Raw genomic sequence first — 16,406 nt, forward strand, 5'->3', positions numbered from 1 at the left:
GATGGATATGAAAAAGAGAGAAACGGTGAGCTTCTCTCTTTCATCTATCGTCTTGATCGAATCGGTTTATTCCGATGGAGGAGTAACCGGCAATACCGGAGCTACATCGGGCGCAGTGGCCGGATTGAGCGGAGCCGGTTGCTCTACTTCAACCTGCGATTCTGGAACAGTAGATCTTGAAGTGGTATACTTCGCTGTCAGGATACTTAAAACGATGATCGTTGCAGCCAGTGTCCAAGTTGCCTTCTCCAAGAAGTCGGTAGTTTTGCGGACACCCATTATCTGATTCGATGAAGAGAAACCTGCAGCCAATCCACCGCCTTTGGAGTTCTGCACCAACACGATGAGAATCATCAGGATGGCAGCAAGCAAAATAAGGATGGTAATGAAGATATACATGTTTTATTCTTTTTTATTTTTCTCGTTGAGTATCAAAAGTTCCAAAAAACGAATTTGGTCGGCAAAGTAAACACTTTTTTTTGGAAAATTCAAACTTAATTGCCTAATAATTGCCAACGCCTGTTCATATTTTTTCTGTTTGATGTAAATTGTTGCCAATGTTTCCGTTAAGAATCCATTACCCCCAGGCATTTTCTCCACTTCACTGGGTTTAGCCGGCTCCGGTTCGCGCGAAGTTATCGTGATCTCATTGGCGGCAGCTTTCTCCAGAAAAGTGTCGATAATCTCCTGGTGCTTAAGTTCGGGCCGGGACGAATCCTCCTCTTTCGGCGACGACTCTCCCTCCAGGCTCTGCAGGTAGGAGAGATAGTCGGTAGAGATAATGTTTGTCTCGATCTCGGGCATCTTCTCCTCGGGCTCATCCAAAGAGAATGAATCCAGAAAGGCATCCAACAGGGTCTGGGTCCGGTCGGTCTCCTCCAGGGAGGAGGCTTTCGGGAAGAACCTGGCATACTTTTCATTATTGATCAGGTAAAAGAGCCGGCTCCGATCGGCACAGCAGACAGCCGCTTCGGGCAGGTGTTTCTCGAACTCCTCCCGACGGAATTGATAGCGACTCCTGGCCAACAACAGGTGTGCCGCCTGAAAACAGGGGTACTCCTCCACCAGCGCCTTCAACTCCTCCAGGCTGGTCTCGGTCAATTTTCCGTAGTCTGCAATATAACTGAAAAAATCCGATCGATCCATTCTACCAGTTTGCCATTGTCGTATTGAAAATCTGATCCACTATCTCGTCGGTAAGCTCCTTTATCAGCTGATCCTGCACGTCAGTCAAGTTGACATTACTGGAGAAAGTGCGGTTGGCAGATATAGTCTCCTCCTTGTCCTGCCCCGGTATCTTGTTGTTGCGAAAACGCATGCGGACATTCATCGTCAAACGGGTCTCGGCTGCAAACGCATCTTCCTGCACCGCAAGCGGTGTAAGTTCGTACCCCACAATCTCGCCCTCGATCTCCATATCGCCATTCTGGTTCACAAATTGCAGACGGGTGTTGCGAGTGAACATATCTTTCAGGGCTTCATTGAAACGAGCCTCCAGCGGCGGATAAACCAAGGGGGCCTGGTTCACGAAATGACCCAGCTGCAACGTCTTGGTGAGGTTATAGTCGATGGAAGCCCCACTGAACTTGTAAGAGATGGAACAGGAGTTCAGCAGGAGCAACAGCGCTATTGCTATGTTGGTTGATCTTTTCATCATTTGTCTAGATTGTACTCCTTGATCTTCCGGTACAAGGTCCGTTCGGAAATACCCAGCTCACTGGCAGCCTGCTTACGCTTACCGTTATGTTTCTCCAACGCCAGCATGATCATCTCCTTCTCCGCCTCCTCCAGCGACAGGTTTGCAAACTCAACTTCAGTCGCCTCCTGGAACTCGGCATTGTCGTGCATTTCACCCAGGTGCATCTTCTTGTGCATCAACTCGTCGTATTGCAACGGCAGGGCCACCGAAGGGTTCTCCTGCTGGGAGACGGAGGAATGGAATACGGTTTTATCCTCTTTCGGAACTGAAGATGCGGCATCCTCCAGTATGGTCTTCACCACATTTTTCAGGTCATTGATATCTTTCCGCATATCGAAAAGTACCTGATAGAGAATCTCCCGTTCGGACGAGAAATTTTTCTGGTCTGCATCCCTGAACTGTGAAACCAATACAGGCAAGGCAGTTTCTGTTTTGGGTAGATATTTCTGCAGGATCTCGGAGGTGATCACCCGTTCATGTTCGATTACCGAGATCTGTTCCGTCACGTTTTTCAGTTGCCGTACATTGCCGGGCCAGCGGAAGTTTTTCAGCAACTCCTTGGCATCGTCGGTCAAAGTGATGGGCGGCATCATGTATTTCTCGGCACAGTCGCTCGCAAACTTTCTGAAGAGCAAGACAATATCCTCTTGTCTGTCACGAAGTGCAGGGATGCGGATGGGGACAGAGTTCAACCGGTAATAGAGGTCTTCCCTGAATTTCCCCCGTTCAATGGCCTGGGCAATATTCACGTTGGTGGCCGCTACCACCCGGACATCGCTTTTTTCCACCTGGGAAGATCCCACCTTGATAAACTCACCGGTCTCCAGCACACGCAACAACCGGGCCTGTGTAGACAACGGCAGCTCTCCCACCTCATCGAGAAAGAGGGTGCCGCCGTTGGCCACTTCAAAATATCCCTTCCGTGTTGCCAGCGCCCCCGTAAACGACCCTTTCTCGTGACCGAAGAGCTCGGAGTCGATGGTTCCCTCGGGAATGGATCCGCAATTGATCGCAAAATAGGGACCGTGCTTGCGGCGACTGTACTGGTGGATAATCTGCGGAAAATTCTCCTTTCCGACACCACTCTCACCCGTAATCAGCACCGAAAGGTCGGTCGGTGCAACCTGCAAGGCGATATCGATCGCCCTGTCCAATCCGGGAGATACTCCAATAATGCCGAAACGCTGCTTGACTTGTTGTATATTTTGTTTAGCCATTCTATTGAGACGATGAAAGCAGAGAGCAACAAGCAGTTGCCGACAATTGCAAAATTACCTTTTTTTTGCCAATGCGTAGGTCTTATCACGCAAAAAAACACCCAACTCATCCGTGCTGCCAAACGAACGGATCGTTTCGGGCATGATAGGCTCACCAAACGTCAATGTCATCTCCTTCCCCCTCTTGTTGTACAGTTCGTGGCACAGGACAAGACTCTGCAGCTGCCAGCAGATAAAACGGGTAGCATAGAAGAGATACCTGTTCCGACAATCGATGTAAAGCGGGATAACGGGTACCCGGGCCTTCTCAATGAGCTTGATTACCGAAGGTTGCCAGGTGCGGTCGTGGATCATAAGCCGCCCATTGCGGAATTTTAACCGGGAGACCGATCCTGCCGGGAAAAAGCCCATCGGGTTGCCTCCCCGCAAGTGGTCGATGCACTCCTTTATACCGGAGAGCGAGATGTGCTTCATCTTATCGGTATGCTTGTACGGATTGACCTTGATGAAGTTCTCATCCATCGTATCTACCAGTCCAAGAATGAAGTTGACCATCACCTTGAAGTTGTCCACCCGGGAGGCAACGGTCTCGATGAGGGCGATCCCGTCGACGTGACCGTTGGGATGATTGGCGACCACAATAAATGGTTTAACCCTGAATGGCTCCAACACCTCGGCATTCACAACTGTACGCTTCAGGCCCAGCTTGTCGAGCAGATCGGTGCAGAAAGCTACGCCGGTAAGGTGTTTCGATCGGTCATAAATCTCGCAGGCATTTTTGAGCCCCGACAACTTCATTCCCCATTTTATGTACTTCTCTCCGTTCTTTCCACGAAAGATCGGATGAAACCTTCTTATCTCGTCATCACTGATCAGGCGTTCTTTCATGCGATATTGTCGTCTGTATTTCAACAAAAAATTACCGCAACTAAAACATCGGCTGTCTTAATATACGGTAATCGATGAAATCAATCACTATTTCTCTTTTTATTTGAATTTTTCAATATATTCTATCATCTCTTTTCCGGCCGCTTCAGCCGCTTCAAGGGATTTTGCCTCCGAATAGATCCGGATAATCGGTTCGGTATTCGACTTGCGCAAGTGCACCCATTTATCGGGAAAATCGATCTTCACACCGTCGATATCGGTTACCTCCTCTCCGCTGTAGTGAGCCTTTATCTTTTGCAGTAGGGCATCGGTGTCGATATCGGGAGTAAGCTCGATCTTCTGTTTCGACATGAAGTAGCCGGGATAATCTGCCCTGAGTTCGCTTACCTTCTTCCCCGACTTAGCCAGATGGGTCAGAAAGAGAGCGATTCCCACCAACGCATCCCTTCCATAATGGGATGCCGGATAGATTACTCCGCCGTTTCCTTCGCCTCCGATGACGGCACCAACCTCCTTCATTTTTGTCACCACGTTAACCTCACCTACTGCAGCTGCATAATATTTGCCGCCCCGTTGCAACGTAACATCACGCAAGGCACGGGTCGAGCTCAGGTTCGAAACCGTATTGCCAGGGGTGTGTTGCAGCACGTAGTCCGAAACGGCGACCAGGGTATACTCTTCGCCAAACGGCTCACCGTTCTCGCCATAGATTACCAGCCGGTCCACATCGGGATCGACGGCAAAGCCGACATCCGCCTTGGAGCTTTTCATCAAGGAGGAGAGTTCAGTCAGGTTTTGAGGCAACGGCTCGGGGTTGTGCGAGAAATTGCCGTGCGGCGCACAATGCAACTTGAAGATCTCCTTTACACCCAATGCATAGAGCAACTCAGGAACAGCGTTTCCTCCAACCGAGTTAACCGCATCCACCGCAACCCTGAAGCGGGCAGCCTTAATGGCATCCGTATCCACGAGATCGAGTTTAAGTATCTCCTGGATATGGGCATGCAGGTATTGTTTGTAGCTCACCTCTCCCAGCTGGTCCACAGAAGCATATACGAAACTTTCCGACTCGGCCAGTTGCAGGATCAGGTTACCCTCTTCAGCATTGAGGAACTCCCCTTTGCCATTCAGCAATTTCAAGGCATTCCACTGTTTCGGGTTGTGACTGGCCGTTACGATGATACCGCCAGATGCAGCCTCTTTTACCACTGCCATCTCGGTGGTAGGCGTGGTTGCCATCCCAATATCCGTAACGTCGCACCCCATGCCGATCAGGGTACCGGTTACAAGACTGTGTACCATACTGCCCGATATCCTTGCATCCCTTCCTACAACCACCCTTGGTCTTGGATTGCCGGTGGAGTTTTTGATAAACAATGCATATGCCGATGTAAACTTTACTATATCGACCGGGGTGAGGTTTTCGCCCACAACCCCGCCAATGGTTCCCCTAATACCTGATATGGATTTGATTAGTGTCATATCTTGTTATGATTGCGATTCAAACCTGTATTTAACATTGCCGTAATATGTTGTCGAATAGGATTGCTGGTCGGAAGAGGAGCCCATATTGAACGGGACGATCATTTTCACCACACCAGTATGTCCAATATAGGTGAGCGGGACGACCCAACCGGGGGTTGTTCCTGAATAGAGGGAGCGGTTGGAGACATTTACTGCTCCGCGGTAGATGAATGTTTCAGGAAAGGGGTTGGTTATCAGATTGTCGTTGCTATATTCGGTCGTGTCATTCGAAGAGGTGAAGTAGCGCAGGCCGCTGAACCTCACGTAGACCTCCTCGCCAATTTTCACCTTATGGGCGGTATCTCCCGGCACGATAATGTTGAAATATACGCCGGTAGCGGGGTCTCGATAGAACTCGTTGGGTTTGAAAACCAGATTCTCGGGAAATTCATCCAGGATGACCAGTTTATTTTCAAGGATGAACTTTTCGATTGCCCGGGTCTCATCCTTGAGAAGCTCAGCATATGTCCTCCTCTTGTTGCAGGATGTGCCTACCAGCGCCAGGCCCAATAGACAAAATATAATGCAATATGTTTTTTTCATTGCGGAAAAATGAGAAAATTAAAATTGGCTACAAATGTAAGCAATCCGCTTTAAAAAAAATGTTATTTGAGGCAAAATAAACGAAAACGTCTCCAGAGCCGATCAGCCCCCAAAGTTATGACCTCGGCCGGAAAAAAAGAAAAGCCCCGGGCGATTTACCGGATAAACCGCTCCGGGAACCCTATACAGTTAGTTACGGTCACCGCCAGCTGAAAGAGAGTGTTATCCCTCAACCTTCTTGTTAAGCGGAACCATTTCGAGGGTCTTGCTCTTCATCTCGAGATCCTTATTGACAGCCTCGATATGGCTGATCTTCAAATTACCGTCGTAACGGCTACCCATTTCGATCTCCACTGCATCTGCCACAATATCTCCCTGAACGGAACAGGTGGACTTCAGGATAACCTCTTTGCTTTTAATGTTTCCCTTGATGTGTCCGAAAAGGATGATGTAGTCGCTTTCCATATTCCCTTCCACATACGCCTTCTCACCCAGGATGATGCCCTGTTTCAGCGAGATGTTGCCTTCAACCTTGCCATCGATACGAATAACACTATCGCCAAAAAGATCGCCTTTAAAGACAATATCATTACCGACTATAGTGTTTATGGGCATGGAGTCCAAATTTGAGACGCCAGCCTCTTTTCTCCTTTCATCTTTAATCATAACTTTTTTCTTTTGTGTTAACATTTAAATACTCTTTGGGGTTAATTCGTTTGTTGTTAAATATTATCTCGTAATGAAGATGCGGTCCCGTACTCCTTCCGGTATTTCCCATCAAGCCGACTACCTCTGTATTTTCAACTGTTTGACCCTCTTTTACCAATACCTTGTGAAGGTGTGCATAGAGTGTCTGTAAATTTTCATTATGCCGCACAATGACACATCCTCCAAGTCCCCCCTTATGACCTGCAAAGACAACCTTCCCCTTACCGGTAACCCGGATACTGTCGCCAACCTTCCCTTTTATATCCATGCCGGAATGGAACTCCCGCCCAACCCGTGTAAAGGGATTGCGACGGTATCCAAATTCGGAGGTGATCTTTCCTTCACATGGCTTTCCCAGGGGCAACATGTTCACCACCTCTTCCAATCCCTCTACCTGGTTCTCATAAAAGGTAGCGAACTCGTTGATGTTGATGATGTCGAAATCGGAACTCACCCCGCCCATATTGTCAATCTTCAATTTTTCCAACCCTCTCTCCTCGAGGAACATATTGAGCCGGTATATTCCGGAATCGATGGAGGCAAATGAGGCAAGCGCCTTGTTGACGTCGATCTGGCTCCGTATGAAGTTGGCTCTCTCGAGCCTTTCCTTGTATTGACGGCTGGTATTTTGGTAGATCATGAAACCGGAAACCAGAAAAAATGCAATTACCAGCAAGGCCGAAAACATTGCATATTTACGCCAGTTCATGATGATATGGGTAGGAACTTGACGAACTTTACTCTCCCTGTCCTTAGAATTAACAATCAGTACCGAGGTTTTATGTATCATTGTAGATGTTTCAGCTTTATGCGAACCTGCAAATAAAAAGATGTTCGCTGATTTATCCAGTTAATGTAATTAATTAAAAAACGAGTCTGACAGACATCGTATGGAGAAGGTTGTTCGGTTTATTGGCTGTTTTTGGTTTAAAACATCTCCACGATAATGACCCGCCATATCGTCCAGTAAAAATGAGCAACAGGTTTTTTCAACTCTTAAACAAAAAGCCCTTCACTGATTGCATACTCAAGACCATCCGGAATATCGACCGGCTTCCATACCAAAGTATGGTCGACCTATTTTTAACATATCAGCGACATGAACCATATACGCTACTATCCCTTAGAAACTAAGAACATATCAAAAAGCCCATAATATTTGTTGTACTATCCGGTTGCGAATGGCAAACACGAAAAGCTCCAAGGGTAATCACCTGTTACTGAAACACTATCCGGTAAAAGGAGAGACCTTGAAGAGAATAACAACTTGTACAGCAGGGGCTTACAGACATCTGTATCAATTTAAGCGACACGCCGTTTCTATTCGGAAAACAGGCAATGTCCATCTCAACTCATATTGTTGTCCAAATCCCAATGGGGGACTGGTTCGCAAATATAGATAAGAAATCTGAATTTCCGTCACAGAAAGTGATATTTTTTTAGCAGGCAGAGTCAAGCAGCAAGTGCAATTTACATTAATTGTTTGTAAAACTCAACTTTGGGTGTGTTAAAGTCCAATTTTTTCCTCGGTCTTTCATTCAGCCTGTGCTGTATCCGCTTCAATCTGTCGGGTGGATAGTCCTTGAAGGACGCCCCCTTGGGGATGTATTGCCGGATGAGCTTGTTCGCGTTTTCGATCGATCCTTTTTGCCATGCCGAATAGGGGTCGGTGAAGTACACCGGGGCTTCCAGCATCTCCGTGATCCATTCCGGGGTGGACCGGTTGCCGGGCAGGCGTTCCCTTCTCTCCATCGCCATCTCGTGGGCCAGTCGCCACGAGTAGCCCCCGCGCTTGTCCTTGTTGCGCTGCAACTCCCTGGACACCGCTGAAGGACTGACACCTATCAAGCTCGCGATCGTCCGCTGGGTGTCACCGTTTTCTAAACCTAAATAAATCGCGTACCTTTGTTCTGAAGTTAACTGTTTGTATTTTTTCATAAGCAACATAATAGTTAATTTTAGGGAGACTTCGGTCTCCTTTTTCTTTTATGTTGCTGTCCGACTCTCTTCGGGGGCTTGCGCGCCCCCGGCCGTTAGGCAAACCCCCCCGGTGTTTTTCATGATTGTTGTGAAGAATCATTTCAAAAAACAACACGTGGATGTTGCACTTCTAAGTTGAACTTAGGGCAAATGATCATTTAATCCTACCTTGAGATGCTCCTCAGCTTGTCTGCATAGTGCGCGACCCCCTCCTCAAACCGGGCAAGAGCATCACTCAACGAACCGAAGAACTCTCCTCCCGAGGCGTTCAGATGCCCTCCGCCCTGAAAGAACTGCGCTGCAAATTCATTTGTGGGGAAAGAGCCTTGCGACCGGAACGAAAGTTTCACCATCTCCTCCTCTTCGCGGATAAAAACGGAAAAGATAATATCCTTGATGCTTAGCGGATAATTCACAAACCCCTCGGTGTCGCCCTTGTTGTATCTGAACTGCTTCTGATCCTCGAGCGAGAGCCAGATGAGTGCCGTGTGCAGCTCGGGGTAAACCTTCATCCGTTGAGACAAGGTAAAGCCCAGAAGCCGAAAACGATCTTCGGTAAGGTTATTGTAGACAAGCGAATAGATTCGGTCCTTATCCACTCCCTTGCGGAGCAGCAGGCTTATTATCAGGTATATCTCCGGATTGTTGGAGTTGAATGTAAAACCTCCGGTATCGGTCATCATCCCGCAATAGATACACTCTGCCACGGTCCTGTCGATACCCTCATACCGGCCGGCCTGATATAGCAACCTGAAAATCAGTTCGCTTGTGGATGAAATAGCGGGATGGGAGATCACCACATCAAAGATGTCGCCGGGGAAAAGGTGATGATCGACAAGTATTTTGTGCGCGGACGATTTTTCCAGCAGCGGCGCCATGCCCCCCACCCGTTTCGGGATATTGTAATCGAGACAGAAAATCAGATCGGCATGATCAAAAATTACCTGTGCAGCCTTAGGGTTATACTCGTGAATGAGGATATCGTCGGAACCTTTCATCCACTTGAGGAAATAGGGAAACGAGTTGGGCACCATCAGCCTTACATCCTTCTGTTGCAGTTTCAGGTAATGATAGAGGGCTAGCGACGCCCCCAACGCATCCCCGTCGGGGGAGAGGTGTGTAGTGATCAAAATCTGCCGGCTCCTCTCCACCAGCTTAAACAGCCGCTGTAGAGCAGCCTTCTCTATAATCTCCGATAAGGGTTCGAAATAGTTCATCTTTAATGAAAAAAGCCAAAATTACTACAAATTTATGAAATATGCTCCATCCTGCCCTACATCATGGAAGGAGATTCCAAGTTTTTTACACTCTTCAACCAGCCGGGATCTGCAGTGTGGAGGGAGGGAACTGTCCAGCACTATCTTGTCGGCACTGAAAATGGCACTCAACTGATTTATCGAGAAAGTGGGATCCCTTGAGAGAATCAGCAGATCGATCTCCATCGGCCGATCACTCTTCGCACCCATATAACGATTTTCGGAGAGCCGGACTATTTTTTTTGTCGGATGGGGTATAAAACCGTTTTCCTCAACTTCGAAGTAGATCCGTCTACCTCTCCCATAGAGGCCGATATCGCTGAACCCAGTTCTGTTAAAAACCGCCAACTGCATCTGATCCCGGTACAGGTTACTAAAAGTGAGAGTCAGCATAAGGAGAAGCGAGCAGGTCAGGCCGGAGATCAGGGATCCCGCTTTTCTACAACCAAAAAAACGAAACGTGAAGAAAACCATGAGTGACAACAAAAATGCCTGCAACGCGGAGAGCTGTTTTACAGCCAACTCTGCATAAGGCAGGGATTCGACAAGATAAACCACCTTCAGCACAAGATGGACCACCATCTTCAACCCCCATTCGCAAACCGGATAGAGGCCATCGGCAACGATATGAAAATGGGGCCTCATCCCCTCAAGGAGAAGTATCGGAACAGTAGCGTAGATCGCAATGCCTGTCAAGGGAACCACCACCATATTGGCAATAAAGAAATAGGTGGGAAAGGTTCCGAAATAGTACAACACGATGGGAAAGACTCCCGCCTGGGCAGATATTGAAACCGAGAGGAGGCCCCATCCAAACTTACCGATTGAGCCACGTGGCCGAAAGAGCCTATCCATCACCGGCTTGTATAGAAGAATTGCCAGGACGGCTGCAAAACTCAACTGGAATCCAACATTGAAAAGGCTCATCGGATCAAAGAAGAGGATAAGAAAGGCTGCTGCCCCCAGTGAGTTGAGGGTAAACCCTTTTTTACCGGCAGCCCATCCGATGGAGGCAATAGTGAGCATCAGGGTTGCCCGGAGAACAGATGGGGAAAGTCCTGTAAGAAAGGCATAAAACCATAGCGCGACTACAATCAGCAGCTGTTTCAACACAGCCCGTGCACCGCTTTTCCCAAGGAAGGAAAAGAGAAAAGCAAAAACTCCATAAACAATCCCCACATGCAGGCCGCTGACGGCCAGCACATGAGAAGTGCCTGAGGCCCGGAAAGCCTCCTTGAGTTCGTTTGTCAGCTCCTGCTTGTATCCCAAGGTAAGCGCGGAGACAAACGAGCGGGCATCCCGATCCAGCTCCAACTGCCGGTAGAATCTCAATACCCTGCTCCGCACTTTCTGTGCTGCAATATAGAAGGAAAAATGCTTTTTACCTGTAACGTGCCAGTTGGTGGATGAGAGAAAGGCATGGCCCGAAAAACCGTTGTTCCGCATAAACCGGGCGTAATTGAAATCGTCGGGGTTTCCAAAATTCCTGAAAGGACGTATCGGGGCTACAAACCAAATCTCGTCGCCCGGACCGATACTCATTGCCCGCTCATCCTTCTGCAGATAAACCACAATCCGGCGTTGTAACGGATAGCCGATACGGACATTGCAGGCGTAGGTGCGTAACTTCTCTTCCGGAAAATCGGTCACCGTGGCGATGCAGGCCAACGGAGTGTCGGAAAAAGCGTAGGCCGATTCCATCTCCTTTTGGCGGAACAGCATGGCGAAGAGAAAGAAGATCAACACAAAAAGCCCCCCACCGAAGAGCCAGCGGCAGGCAAATTGCCGTTTCTCCGGGAGAAGTAAGGAGATGGCCACTACTCCCGCTCCCACAATGCATCCCAGCAGGGGAAATGGGAGTTCAACTAGAAATGCTGATACAGTTAATGAGGTTACAGCCGGGAGTAATAGCCTGAAAAAAGGTATCTTTTCCACCAACCCGCTCATAACTGTCACGCTTATGAGGGAGCGCAGCTATCCTGCGCTACAGCATCTTCAATTGATGGATGGTCTCGACAGGATCCTCGGAAGAGAAGACGAAATTTCCGGCCACCAGGACATCTGCCCCGGCATCCACCAGCCTTTTGCCGGTCTCAAGGTTCACTCCGCCGTCGACTTCGATAAGCGCATGGGCCCCCTTTCTGGCAATAAGCTGCTTCAAGGCTGCCACCTTCTCTACCGAATGTTCGATAAATCGTTGTCCCCCGAAACCGGGATTGACCGACATCAGCAGAACCATATCCAGGTCGCTGATAATCTCTTCGAGCAGCGACACGGGAGTATGCGGGTTGAGTGTAACCCCCGCTTTCATCCCGCGGTCCTTGATGGCATGGACCACGCGGTGCAGATGCGGACATGCCTCATAGTGCACGTTCATATACTCTGCACCCATTTCGGCTACCTCGTTGACAAACTTCTCCGGTTGAACAATCATCAGGTGTACATCCAGCGGTTTGGCTGTCTTCTCCTTCAACAGGTTCAGGATAGGGAACCCGAACGAGATGTTGGGGACAAAAACACCGTCCATTACATCGAGGTGTATCCAATCGGCTTCACTCCGATTCAGCATTTCAATATCTTTTTCAAGATGGAGGAAATCCGCCGACAAGAGCGACGGTGCAACCAGATGATTCATGTCGTTATCAATTTTGTAGGTCAAAGGTAATAAAAAAAATCAATTGATCAGGAGGGAGGCCAGGCGTGGAGGCATATTTTTCACTATCCGCAACGATGCTGCATATTGCAGTACAATGCAGAGAGCCAGACGGTCGGGTCCTTTTTTATCGCCCTTTCCGGAGGAGGAGAATCGGCTGGATAGGTTGTACATGGCTATCTCGGTCTCTTTTAATAACGTCCTCTTACTCCATTTATTGTCCGGGCAGTAAAAAAAGTCCTGTAGATGAGTCAACTCTCTTAATTTTATCTATCTTTGTATCGTTCACAAACTAAAAACAACCGTATGAAGAAGATTTCATTGCTGTTTATCACAGCCCTTGTTTTGATCTCTTGTCAAAACAGCAAAAATTACAAGATTACCGGAACCGTTGCCGATCCTGCCTACGAAGGCAAGTATGTATATGTTCAGGAGATGATGCAGAACCAGATGGTGTCGGTCGATACGACCTTGATTACCGATGGCAAATTCACCTTTGAAGGTAGTGCCGACTCAACTGTATTGCGCTTCATTGCCCTAGATGAAACGGTCAATCCACAACGGCCATCAAGAGTGCTCGCAGTTATTGAACCGGGAACCCTTCTCGTTCAGTTCGATTCCATATCCACTGTCTCAGGTACACCGCTGAATGACGCCTACATGACATTCAGGGAAGAACAGGACAAGATAAGGAAGCAGATCCGCTCACTTTCCGAACAGTATCAGGAAGCCGCCTCTACCGGCACAATGACCGATTCGCTGGATGCCGACCTTACCGCCCAATATGAGAAGTTGTCGGACGACATCACTGCGAAGACAGCAGATTTTATCAAGTCCAACATCTCAAACCCGCTGGGAAAATTCCTCTTCATGACCTCTGCAGAGATGTTTGAACCTGAAACCCAACGCGAGATCCTGGCGCTCACCGACGAGGCATACCGGTCTCAGGAGAATATCCAGCGCATCATCACTCGCCTTGAAAATGCCGAAAGGGTAGCCATCGGCCAGAAGTATATCGATTTCACAATGAAAGATCCGAAAGGAAACGACATCTCATTGTCTGACTATGCCGGTAAAGGGAAGGTGGTCCTGATCGATTTCTGGGCAGCATGGTGCGGTCCCTGCCGTGAGGAGATGCCCAATCTGGTTGCTGCTTACAACAACTACAAAAAGAGGGGGTTCGAGATTGTTGGTGTTTCTCTGGACAGGGAGCAGGAGAAATGGCTGAGCGGTATTAAAGAGCTTAACATGACCTGGCCGCAGATGTCGGAACTGAAGTTCTGGAATACATCGGTGGTGGAACTCTATGCCTTCCGCGCAATTCCCCACACCGTTCTTCTGGACGGAGAGGGTACAATCATCGCCCGGAATCTGCGTGGTGCCGAGTTGCACAACAAGCTGAACGAACTGCTGGGAGAATAAGAATATCCGATCTCCTTCTGGAATGAGGCCGTACCACAGGTGCGGCTTCATTTGTAAAAAAAACGACTATTACCCGTTCGGTGCAATTTAGTACAAAATAAATATCTATTTTTGCATGAAATAAGAGGTGACGGAAAATGCTGTTACAACTGAGAAAAATTGTTATCTGTTGTTTTGGGGTTTTACTGCTGATTCCGATGGAGGGAGCCTTTGCTCAAAAAAAGGGATTTACCGTCGTGATTGATCCCGGTCACGGTGGTCGCGACCCGGGCGCAATCGGCTCAGGATCAAAAGAGAAAGATATTGTCCTGGCTGTCGGCAAAAGACTCGGCGAACTTATCCGGAACAATCATCCCGACGTAAACGTTTTATATACAAGGGAGAGCGACAAGTTTGTGGAATTGAACAGAAGGGCCGAGATCGCCAACAAGGCCAAGGCCGACCTCTTCATATCGCTGCACTGTAATGCACTGGACAGGAGAAAGCGTTCGCCTCAAGGTGTTGAGACTTTTGTGCTGGGACTTCACCGGAGCAAGGACAACCTGGATGTGGCCAAGGCGGAGAACTCGGTTATCCTCTATGAGGAGGACTACTCCACCAAGTATCAGGGTTTCGATCCTAACGAACCGGAGTCGTACATCATGTTCGAATTTATGACCGACCAGTATCTTCAGCAGAGCGTCTATTTTGCATCACTGGTACAGAACAGGCTGGTAAACAATTCAAAAAGGGTCAACCGGAATGTCAGACAGGCCGGGTTTCTGGTACTGCGCGAGGTGGCCATGCCAAGTATCCTTGTGGAGTTGGGATATATCTCAAATGCTACAGACGAACGGTATATGAAAAGCGAAAGCGGACAAAAGTCGCTGGCTAACTCGGTATACCTGGCATTCAAGGAGTATAAACGGGAGTATGACAAGAAGAGCCAGGTGTTACCCTCTGCACAACAACGGACAACGGAAACAGCTGCCGTAACGACGGAAGTCGCACCCGACGGAACAACCGAATACCGGATACAGTTCCTGACATCTCCCAGGAGACTGGCCGACAACTCTCCTCAATTGAAAGGGCTGAACCCGGTCGATTACTACATCGAAGGGACCACCTACAAGTATACCTACGGCCGTTCGTCCGATCTTAAAGAAGCAACCAAAACACTTAAAACAGTCCAGTCCAAATTCAAGGATGCTTTCATCGTCGAATTCAGGAACGGGAAAAGAGTAAAATAAAAAGGACTATGCAAGCTCAAGGCAAATTCAGCAGAAACTTCATCATCGGCGTCTCCTTCCTTATCGCCCTGGCCCTCCTCTATTTCGGGGTGAACTTTCTGAAGGGGACAAACATCTTGAAAAAACAGAACAAATATATTGTTCTGTTTGATGATGTTACGGGGCTATACCCCTCTTCGCCGGTCTACGTGAACGGATTCCAGATCGGTCTGGTCAACGCCATCCGGATGCATAGCACCGATCCTATACAGTTTGCAGTGGACATCAATCTCGAAGGGGATTACCGGATACCTTACGGCAGTTTTTTCGAATTCGGATCAGATCTGCTGGGAGCTTCAACCGTGAGCCTGATAGCAAACAAGGATGTCTCCCGGCTACTGGTTCCGGGTGACACCCTGTATGGGCGACTGAAACCCGGAATGATGAATGGCGTGGCCAATGTTGTACCCAAGGCCGACTCCATCCTGACACACATCGACTCTGTCATCCTCACGATCAACAAGCTGATGAGCAATCCCATGTGGGAGCAGTCGGTGGCCGGTATCGGATCGACCGTGACCCAGCTGGAGCAATCGAGCAAAAGCATGAACGCCATCATGGCGTCGGTCAGGCAGGATCTTCCCACAGTCACCCAAAACCTCACCTCCGTATCGAACGACCTGAAGGAGTTTACCGCAGAGCTTGGCTCGCTGGAGCTCCAGAAAACATTCAACACGATAGACAGCACGGTGGAGAACCTGAGGCTTCTCTCATCGAAACTGAACAGCGCCGACAACTCACTGGGTAAATTGACCAACGACTCCGAGTTGCACGACAGTCTGACAAACACTATCCATACAGCAACAAAACTGCTTGAAGACCTGCGTCAAAATCCCGAGCGGTATTTAAGCGTGAGGGTACGCCTGTTTTAACTTTCCGCAAGTCGTCAGGATTACCCCCGAGAGATGTTATTTAGATTAATTCTAAATATGACCACCCGTCGCAGATAGGATATAAACCCTTTGATTGAATGCATTTAAGTGACAAATAACATCTCATTTTTCCACAATATGGTGACGAATATACACTTATCGCAGGATTCTGTATCTCAATCGATTAGGCGGCTTTGTTTTTAGCTAACAGATTAATATCCAACCATATTGGCATATAGGATTGATTATTAAGCGACTGTTTTCATTTCAAATTAACAAGCAAAAAAACGATTTTTTTTTCTCGTTTTTTTTTTTGAAATTTTGTAAGTCCGAAACCAAACAGAACTGTAAGAAGAGGATAATCATTAATAATCGA

At 48.2% G+C, this 16,406-nt stretch carries 17 protein-coding genes; 3 read left to right on the top strand and 14 right to left on the bottom strand.

Annotation, left to right across the window (positions count from 1 at the left end):
• Window positions 1–66: 66 nt before the first annotated feature.
• The 14 genes from secG to ING2E5A_RS15430 all read right to left on the bottom strand — a co-directional run bounded on the left by secG (window position 67) and on the right by ING2E5A_RS15430 (window position 12,723).
• Complete coding sequence (secG, locus tag ING2E5A_RS14840; protein ID WP_071138077.1) at window positions 67–399, bottom strand: preprotein translocase subunit SecG; 333 nt, start codon at window positions 397–399, stop codon at window positions 67–69.
• Window positions 400–402: 3 nt separating this feature from the next.
• Window positions 403–1,146 carry a hypothetical protein gene (locus ING2E5A_RS14845; RefSeq protein WP_071138078.1) on the bottom strand — a complete coding sequence of 248 codons (744 nt, stop codon included), beginning with the start codon at window positions 1,144–1,146 and terminating at the stop codon, window positions 403–405.
• A gap of 1 nt (window position 1,147) precedes the next feature.
• Entirely contained in the window at window positions 1,148–1,657 is a 510-nt protein-coding gene (gene lptE, locus ING2E5A_RS14850) for an LPS assembly lipoprotein LptE (RefSeq protein ID WP_071138079.1), read from the bottom strand.
• Window positions 1,654–2,916 carry a sigma-54 interaction domain-containing protein gene (locus ING2E5A_RS14855; protein ID WP_071138080.1) on the bottom strand — a complete coding sequence of 421 codons (1,263 nt, stop codon included), beginning with the start codon at window positions 2,914–2,916 and terminating at the stop codon, window positions 1,654–1,656. Before ING2E5A_RS14855 ends, lptE begins: the two co-directional genes overlap by 4 nt.
• 54 nt (window positions 2,917–2,970) lie before the next feature.
• Window positions 2,971–3,804: a 1-acyl-sn-glycerol-3-phosphate acyltransferase gene (locus ING2E5A_RS14860; protein ID WP_071138081.1), complete on the bottom strand. Its 834-nt coding sequence runs from the start codon at window positions 3,802–3,804 to the stop codon at window positions 2,971–2,973.
• Window positions 3,805–3,903: 99 nt separating this feature from the next.
• Window positions 3,904–5,286 carry a phosphoglucosamine mutase gene (gene glmM / locus ING2E5A_RS14865; protein WP_071138082.1) on the bottom strand — a complete coding sequence of 461 codons (1,383 nt, stop codon included), beginning with the start codon at window positions 5,284–5,286 and terminating at the stop codon, window positions 3,904–3,906.
• Window positions 5,287–5,292: 6 nt separating this feature from the next.
• A complete protein-coding gene (locus ING2E5A_RS14870; protein ID WP_083373388.1) occupies window positions 5,293–5,871 on the bottom strand; it encodes a DUF4827 family protein in 579 nt (192 codons plus the stop codon).
• A gap of 222 nt (window positions 5,872–6,093) precedes the next feature.
• Window positions 6,094–6,537: a bactofilin family protein gene (locus ING2E5A_RS14875; RefSeq protein ID WP_071138084.1), complete on the bottom strand. Its 444-nt coding sequence runs from the start codon at window positions 6,535–6,537 to the stop codon at window positions 6,094–6,096.
• Entirely contained in the window at window positions 6,530–7,369 is an 840-nt protein-coding gene (locus ING2E5A_RS14880) for a M23 family metallopeptidase (RefSeq protein ID WP_071138085.1), read from the bottom strand. Before ING2E5A_RS14880 ends, ING2E5A_RS14875 begins: the two co-directional genes overlap by 8 nt.
• A gap of 680 nt (window positions 7,370–8,049) precedes the next feature.
• A complete protein-coding gene (locus tag ING2E5A_RS14885) occupies window positions 8,050–8,517 on the bottom strand; it encodes a helix-turn-helix domain-containing protein (protein ID WP_071138086.1) in 468 nt (155 codons plus the stop codon).
• Window positions 8,518–8,723: 206 nt separating this feature from the next.
• Window positions 8,724–9,776 carry a DHH family phosphoesterase gene (locus ING2E5A_RS14890; RefSeq protein WP_071138087.1) on the bottom strand — a complete coding sequence of 351 codons (1,053 nt, stop codon included), beginning with the start codon at window positions 9,774–9,776 and terminating at the stop codon, window positions 8,724–8,726.
• A gap of 24 nt (window positions 9,777–9,800) precedes the next feature.
• The gene (locus ING2E5A_RS14895; protein WP_071138088.1) at window positions 9,801–11,762 is read right to left on the bottom strand and encodes a ComEC/Rec2 family competence protein; all 1,962 of its coding nucleotides are present in this window, start codon (window positions 11,760–11,762) and stop codon (window positions 9,801–9,803) included.
• 37 nt (window positions 11,763–11,799) lie between these two features.
• The gene (gene rpe / locus ING2E5A_RS14900) at window positions 11,800–12,450 is read right to left on the bottom strand and encodes a ribulose-phosphate 3-epimerase (protein WP_071138405.1); all 651 of its coding nucleotides are present in this window, start codon (window positions 12,448–12,450) and stop codon (window positions 11,800–11,802) included.
• Window positions 12,451–12,489: 39 nt separating this feature from the next.
• Complete coding sequence (locus tag ING2E5A_RS15430; RefSeq protein ID WP_154670099.1) at window positions 12,490–12,723, bottom strand: hypothetical protein; 234 nt, start codon at window positions 12,721–12,723, stop codon at window positions 12,490–12,492.
• Window positions 12,724–12,774: 51 nt separating this feature from the next.
• On the opposite strand from ING2E5A_RS15430, the gene ING2E5A_RS14905 reads away from it, so the two are divergent.
• The 3 genes from ING2E5A_RS14905 (at window position 12,775) to ING2E5A_RS14915 (ending at window position 16,030) form a co-directional block, all read left to right on the top strand.
• The gene (locus ING2E5A_RS14905; RefSeq protein WP_071138089.1) at window positions 12,775–13,890 is read left to right on the top strand and encodes a TlpA disulfide reductase family protein; all 1,116 of its coding nucleotides are present in this window, start codon (window positions 12,775–12,777) and stop codon (window positions 13,888–13,890) included.
• A gap of 137 nt (window positions 13,891–14,027) precedes the next feature.
• A complete protein-coding gene (locus ING2E5A_RS14910; RefSeq protein WP_071138090.1) occupies window positions 14,028–15,119 on the top strand; it encodes an N-acetylmuramoyl-L-alanine amidase family protein in 1,092 nt (363 codons plus the stop codon).
• Between the two features lie 8 nt (window positions 15,120–15,127).
• Window positions 15,128–16,030, top strand: a complete 903-nt coding sequence (locus tag ING2E5A_RS14915) for an MlaD family protein (RefSeq protein WP_071138091.1) — start codon at window positions 15,128–15,130, stop codon at window positions 16,028–16,030.
• Window positions 16,031–16,406 lie beyond the last annotated feature (376 nt).

This window comes from Petrimonas mucosa (genome assembly GCF_900095795.1).
Lineage (GTDB): Bacteria > Bacteroidota > Bacteroidia > Bacteroidales > Dysgonomonadaceae > Petrimonas > Petrimonas mucosa.

Excerpts from the sequence above, each read along its gene's own strand:
- secG (WP_071138077.1), bottom strand. The coding sequence starts at position 399 with ATGTATATCTTCATTACCATCCTTATTTTGCTTGCTGCCATCCTGATG.
- ING2E5A_RS14845 (WP_071138078.1), bottom strand. The coding sequence starts at position 1,146 with ATGGATCGATCGGATTTTTTCAGTTATATTGCAGACTACGGAAAATTG.
- lptE (WP_071138079.1), bottom strand. The coding sequence starts at position 1,657 with ATGATGAAAAGATCAACCAACATAGCAATAGCGCTGTTGCTCCTGCTG.
- ING2E5A_RS14855 (WP_071138080.1), bottom strand. The coding sequence starts at position 2,916 with ATGGCTAAACAAAATATACAACAAGTCAAGCAGCGTTTCGGCATTATT.
- ING2E5A_RS14860 (WP_071138081.1), bottom strand. The coding sequence starts at position 3,804 with ATGAAAGAACGCCTGATCAGTGATGACGAGATAAGAAGGTTTCATCCG.
- glmM (WP_071138082.1), bottom strand. The coding sequence starts at position 5,286 with ATGACACTAATCAAATCCATATCAGGTATTAGGGGAACCATTGGCGGG.
- ING2E5A_RS14870 (WP_083373388.1), bottom strand. The coding sequence starts at position 5,871 with ATGAAAAAAACATATTGCATTATATTTTGTCTATTGGGCCTGGCGCTG.
- ING2E5A_RS14875 (WP_071138084.1), bottom strand. The coding sequence starts at position 6,537 with ATGATTAAAGATGAAAGGAGAAAAGAGGCTGGCGTCTCAAATTTGGAC.
- ING2E5A_RS14880 (WP_071138085.1), bottom strand. The coding sequence starts at position 7,369 with ATGATACATAAAACCTCGGTACTGATTGTTAATTCTAAGGACAGGGAG.
- ING2E5A_RS14885 (WP_071138086.1), bottom strand. The coding sequence starts at position 8,517 with ATGAAAAAATACAAACAGTTAACTTCAGAACAAAGGTACGCGATTTAT.
- ING2E5A_RS14890 (WP_071138087.1), bottom strand. The coding sequence starts at position 9,776 with ATGAACTATTTCGAACCCTTATCGGAGATTATAGAGAAGGCTGCTCTA.
- ING2E5A_RS14895 (WP_071138088.1), bottom strand. The coding sequence starts at position 11,762 with ATGAGCGGGTTGGTGGAAAAGATACCTTTTTTCAGGCTATTACTCCCG.
- rpe (WP_071138405.1), bottom strand. The coding sequence starts at position 12,450 with ATGAATCATCTGGTTGCACCGTCGCTCTTGTCGGCGGATTTCCTCCAT.
- ING2E5A_RS14905 (WP_071138089.1), top strand. The coding sequence starts at position 12,775 with ATGAAGAAGATTTCATTGCTGTTTATCACAGCCCTTGTTTTGATCTCT.
- ING2E5A_RS14910 (WP_071138090.1), top strand. The coding sequence starts at position 14,028 with ATGCTGTTACAACTGAGAAAAATTGTTATCTGTTGTTTTGGGGTTTTA.
- ING2E5A_RS14915 (WP_071138091.1), top strand. The coding sequence starts at position 15,128 with ATGCAAGCTCAAGGCAAATTCAGCAGAAACTTCATCATCGGCGTCTCC.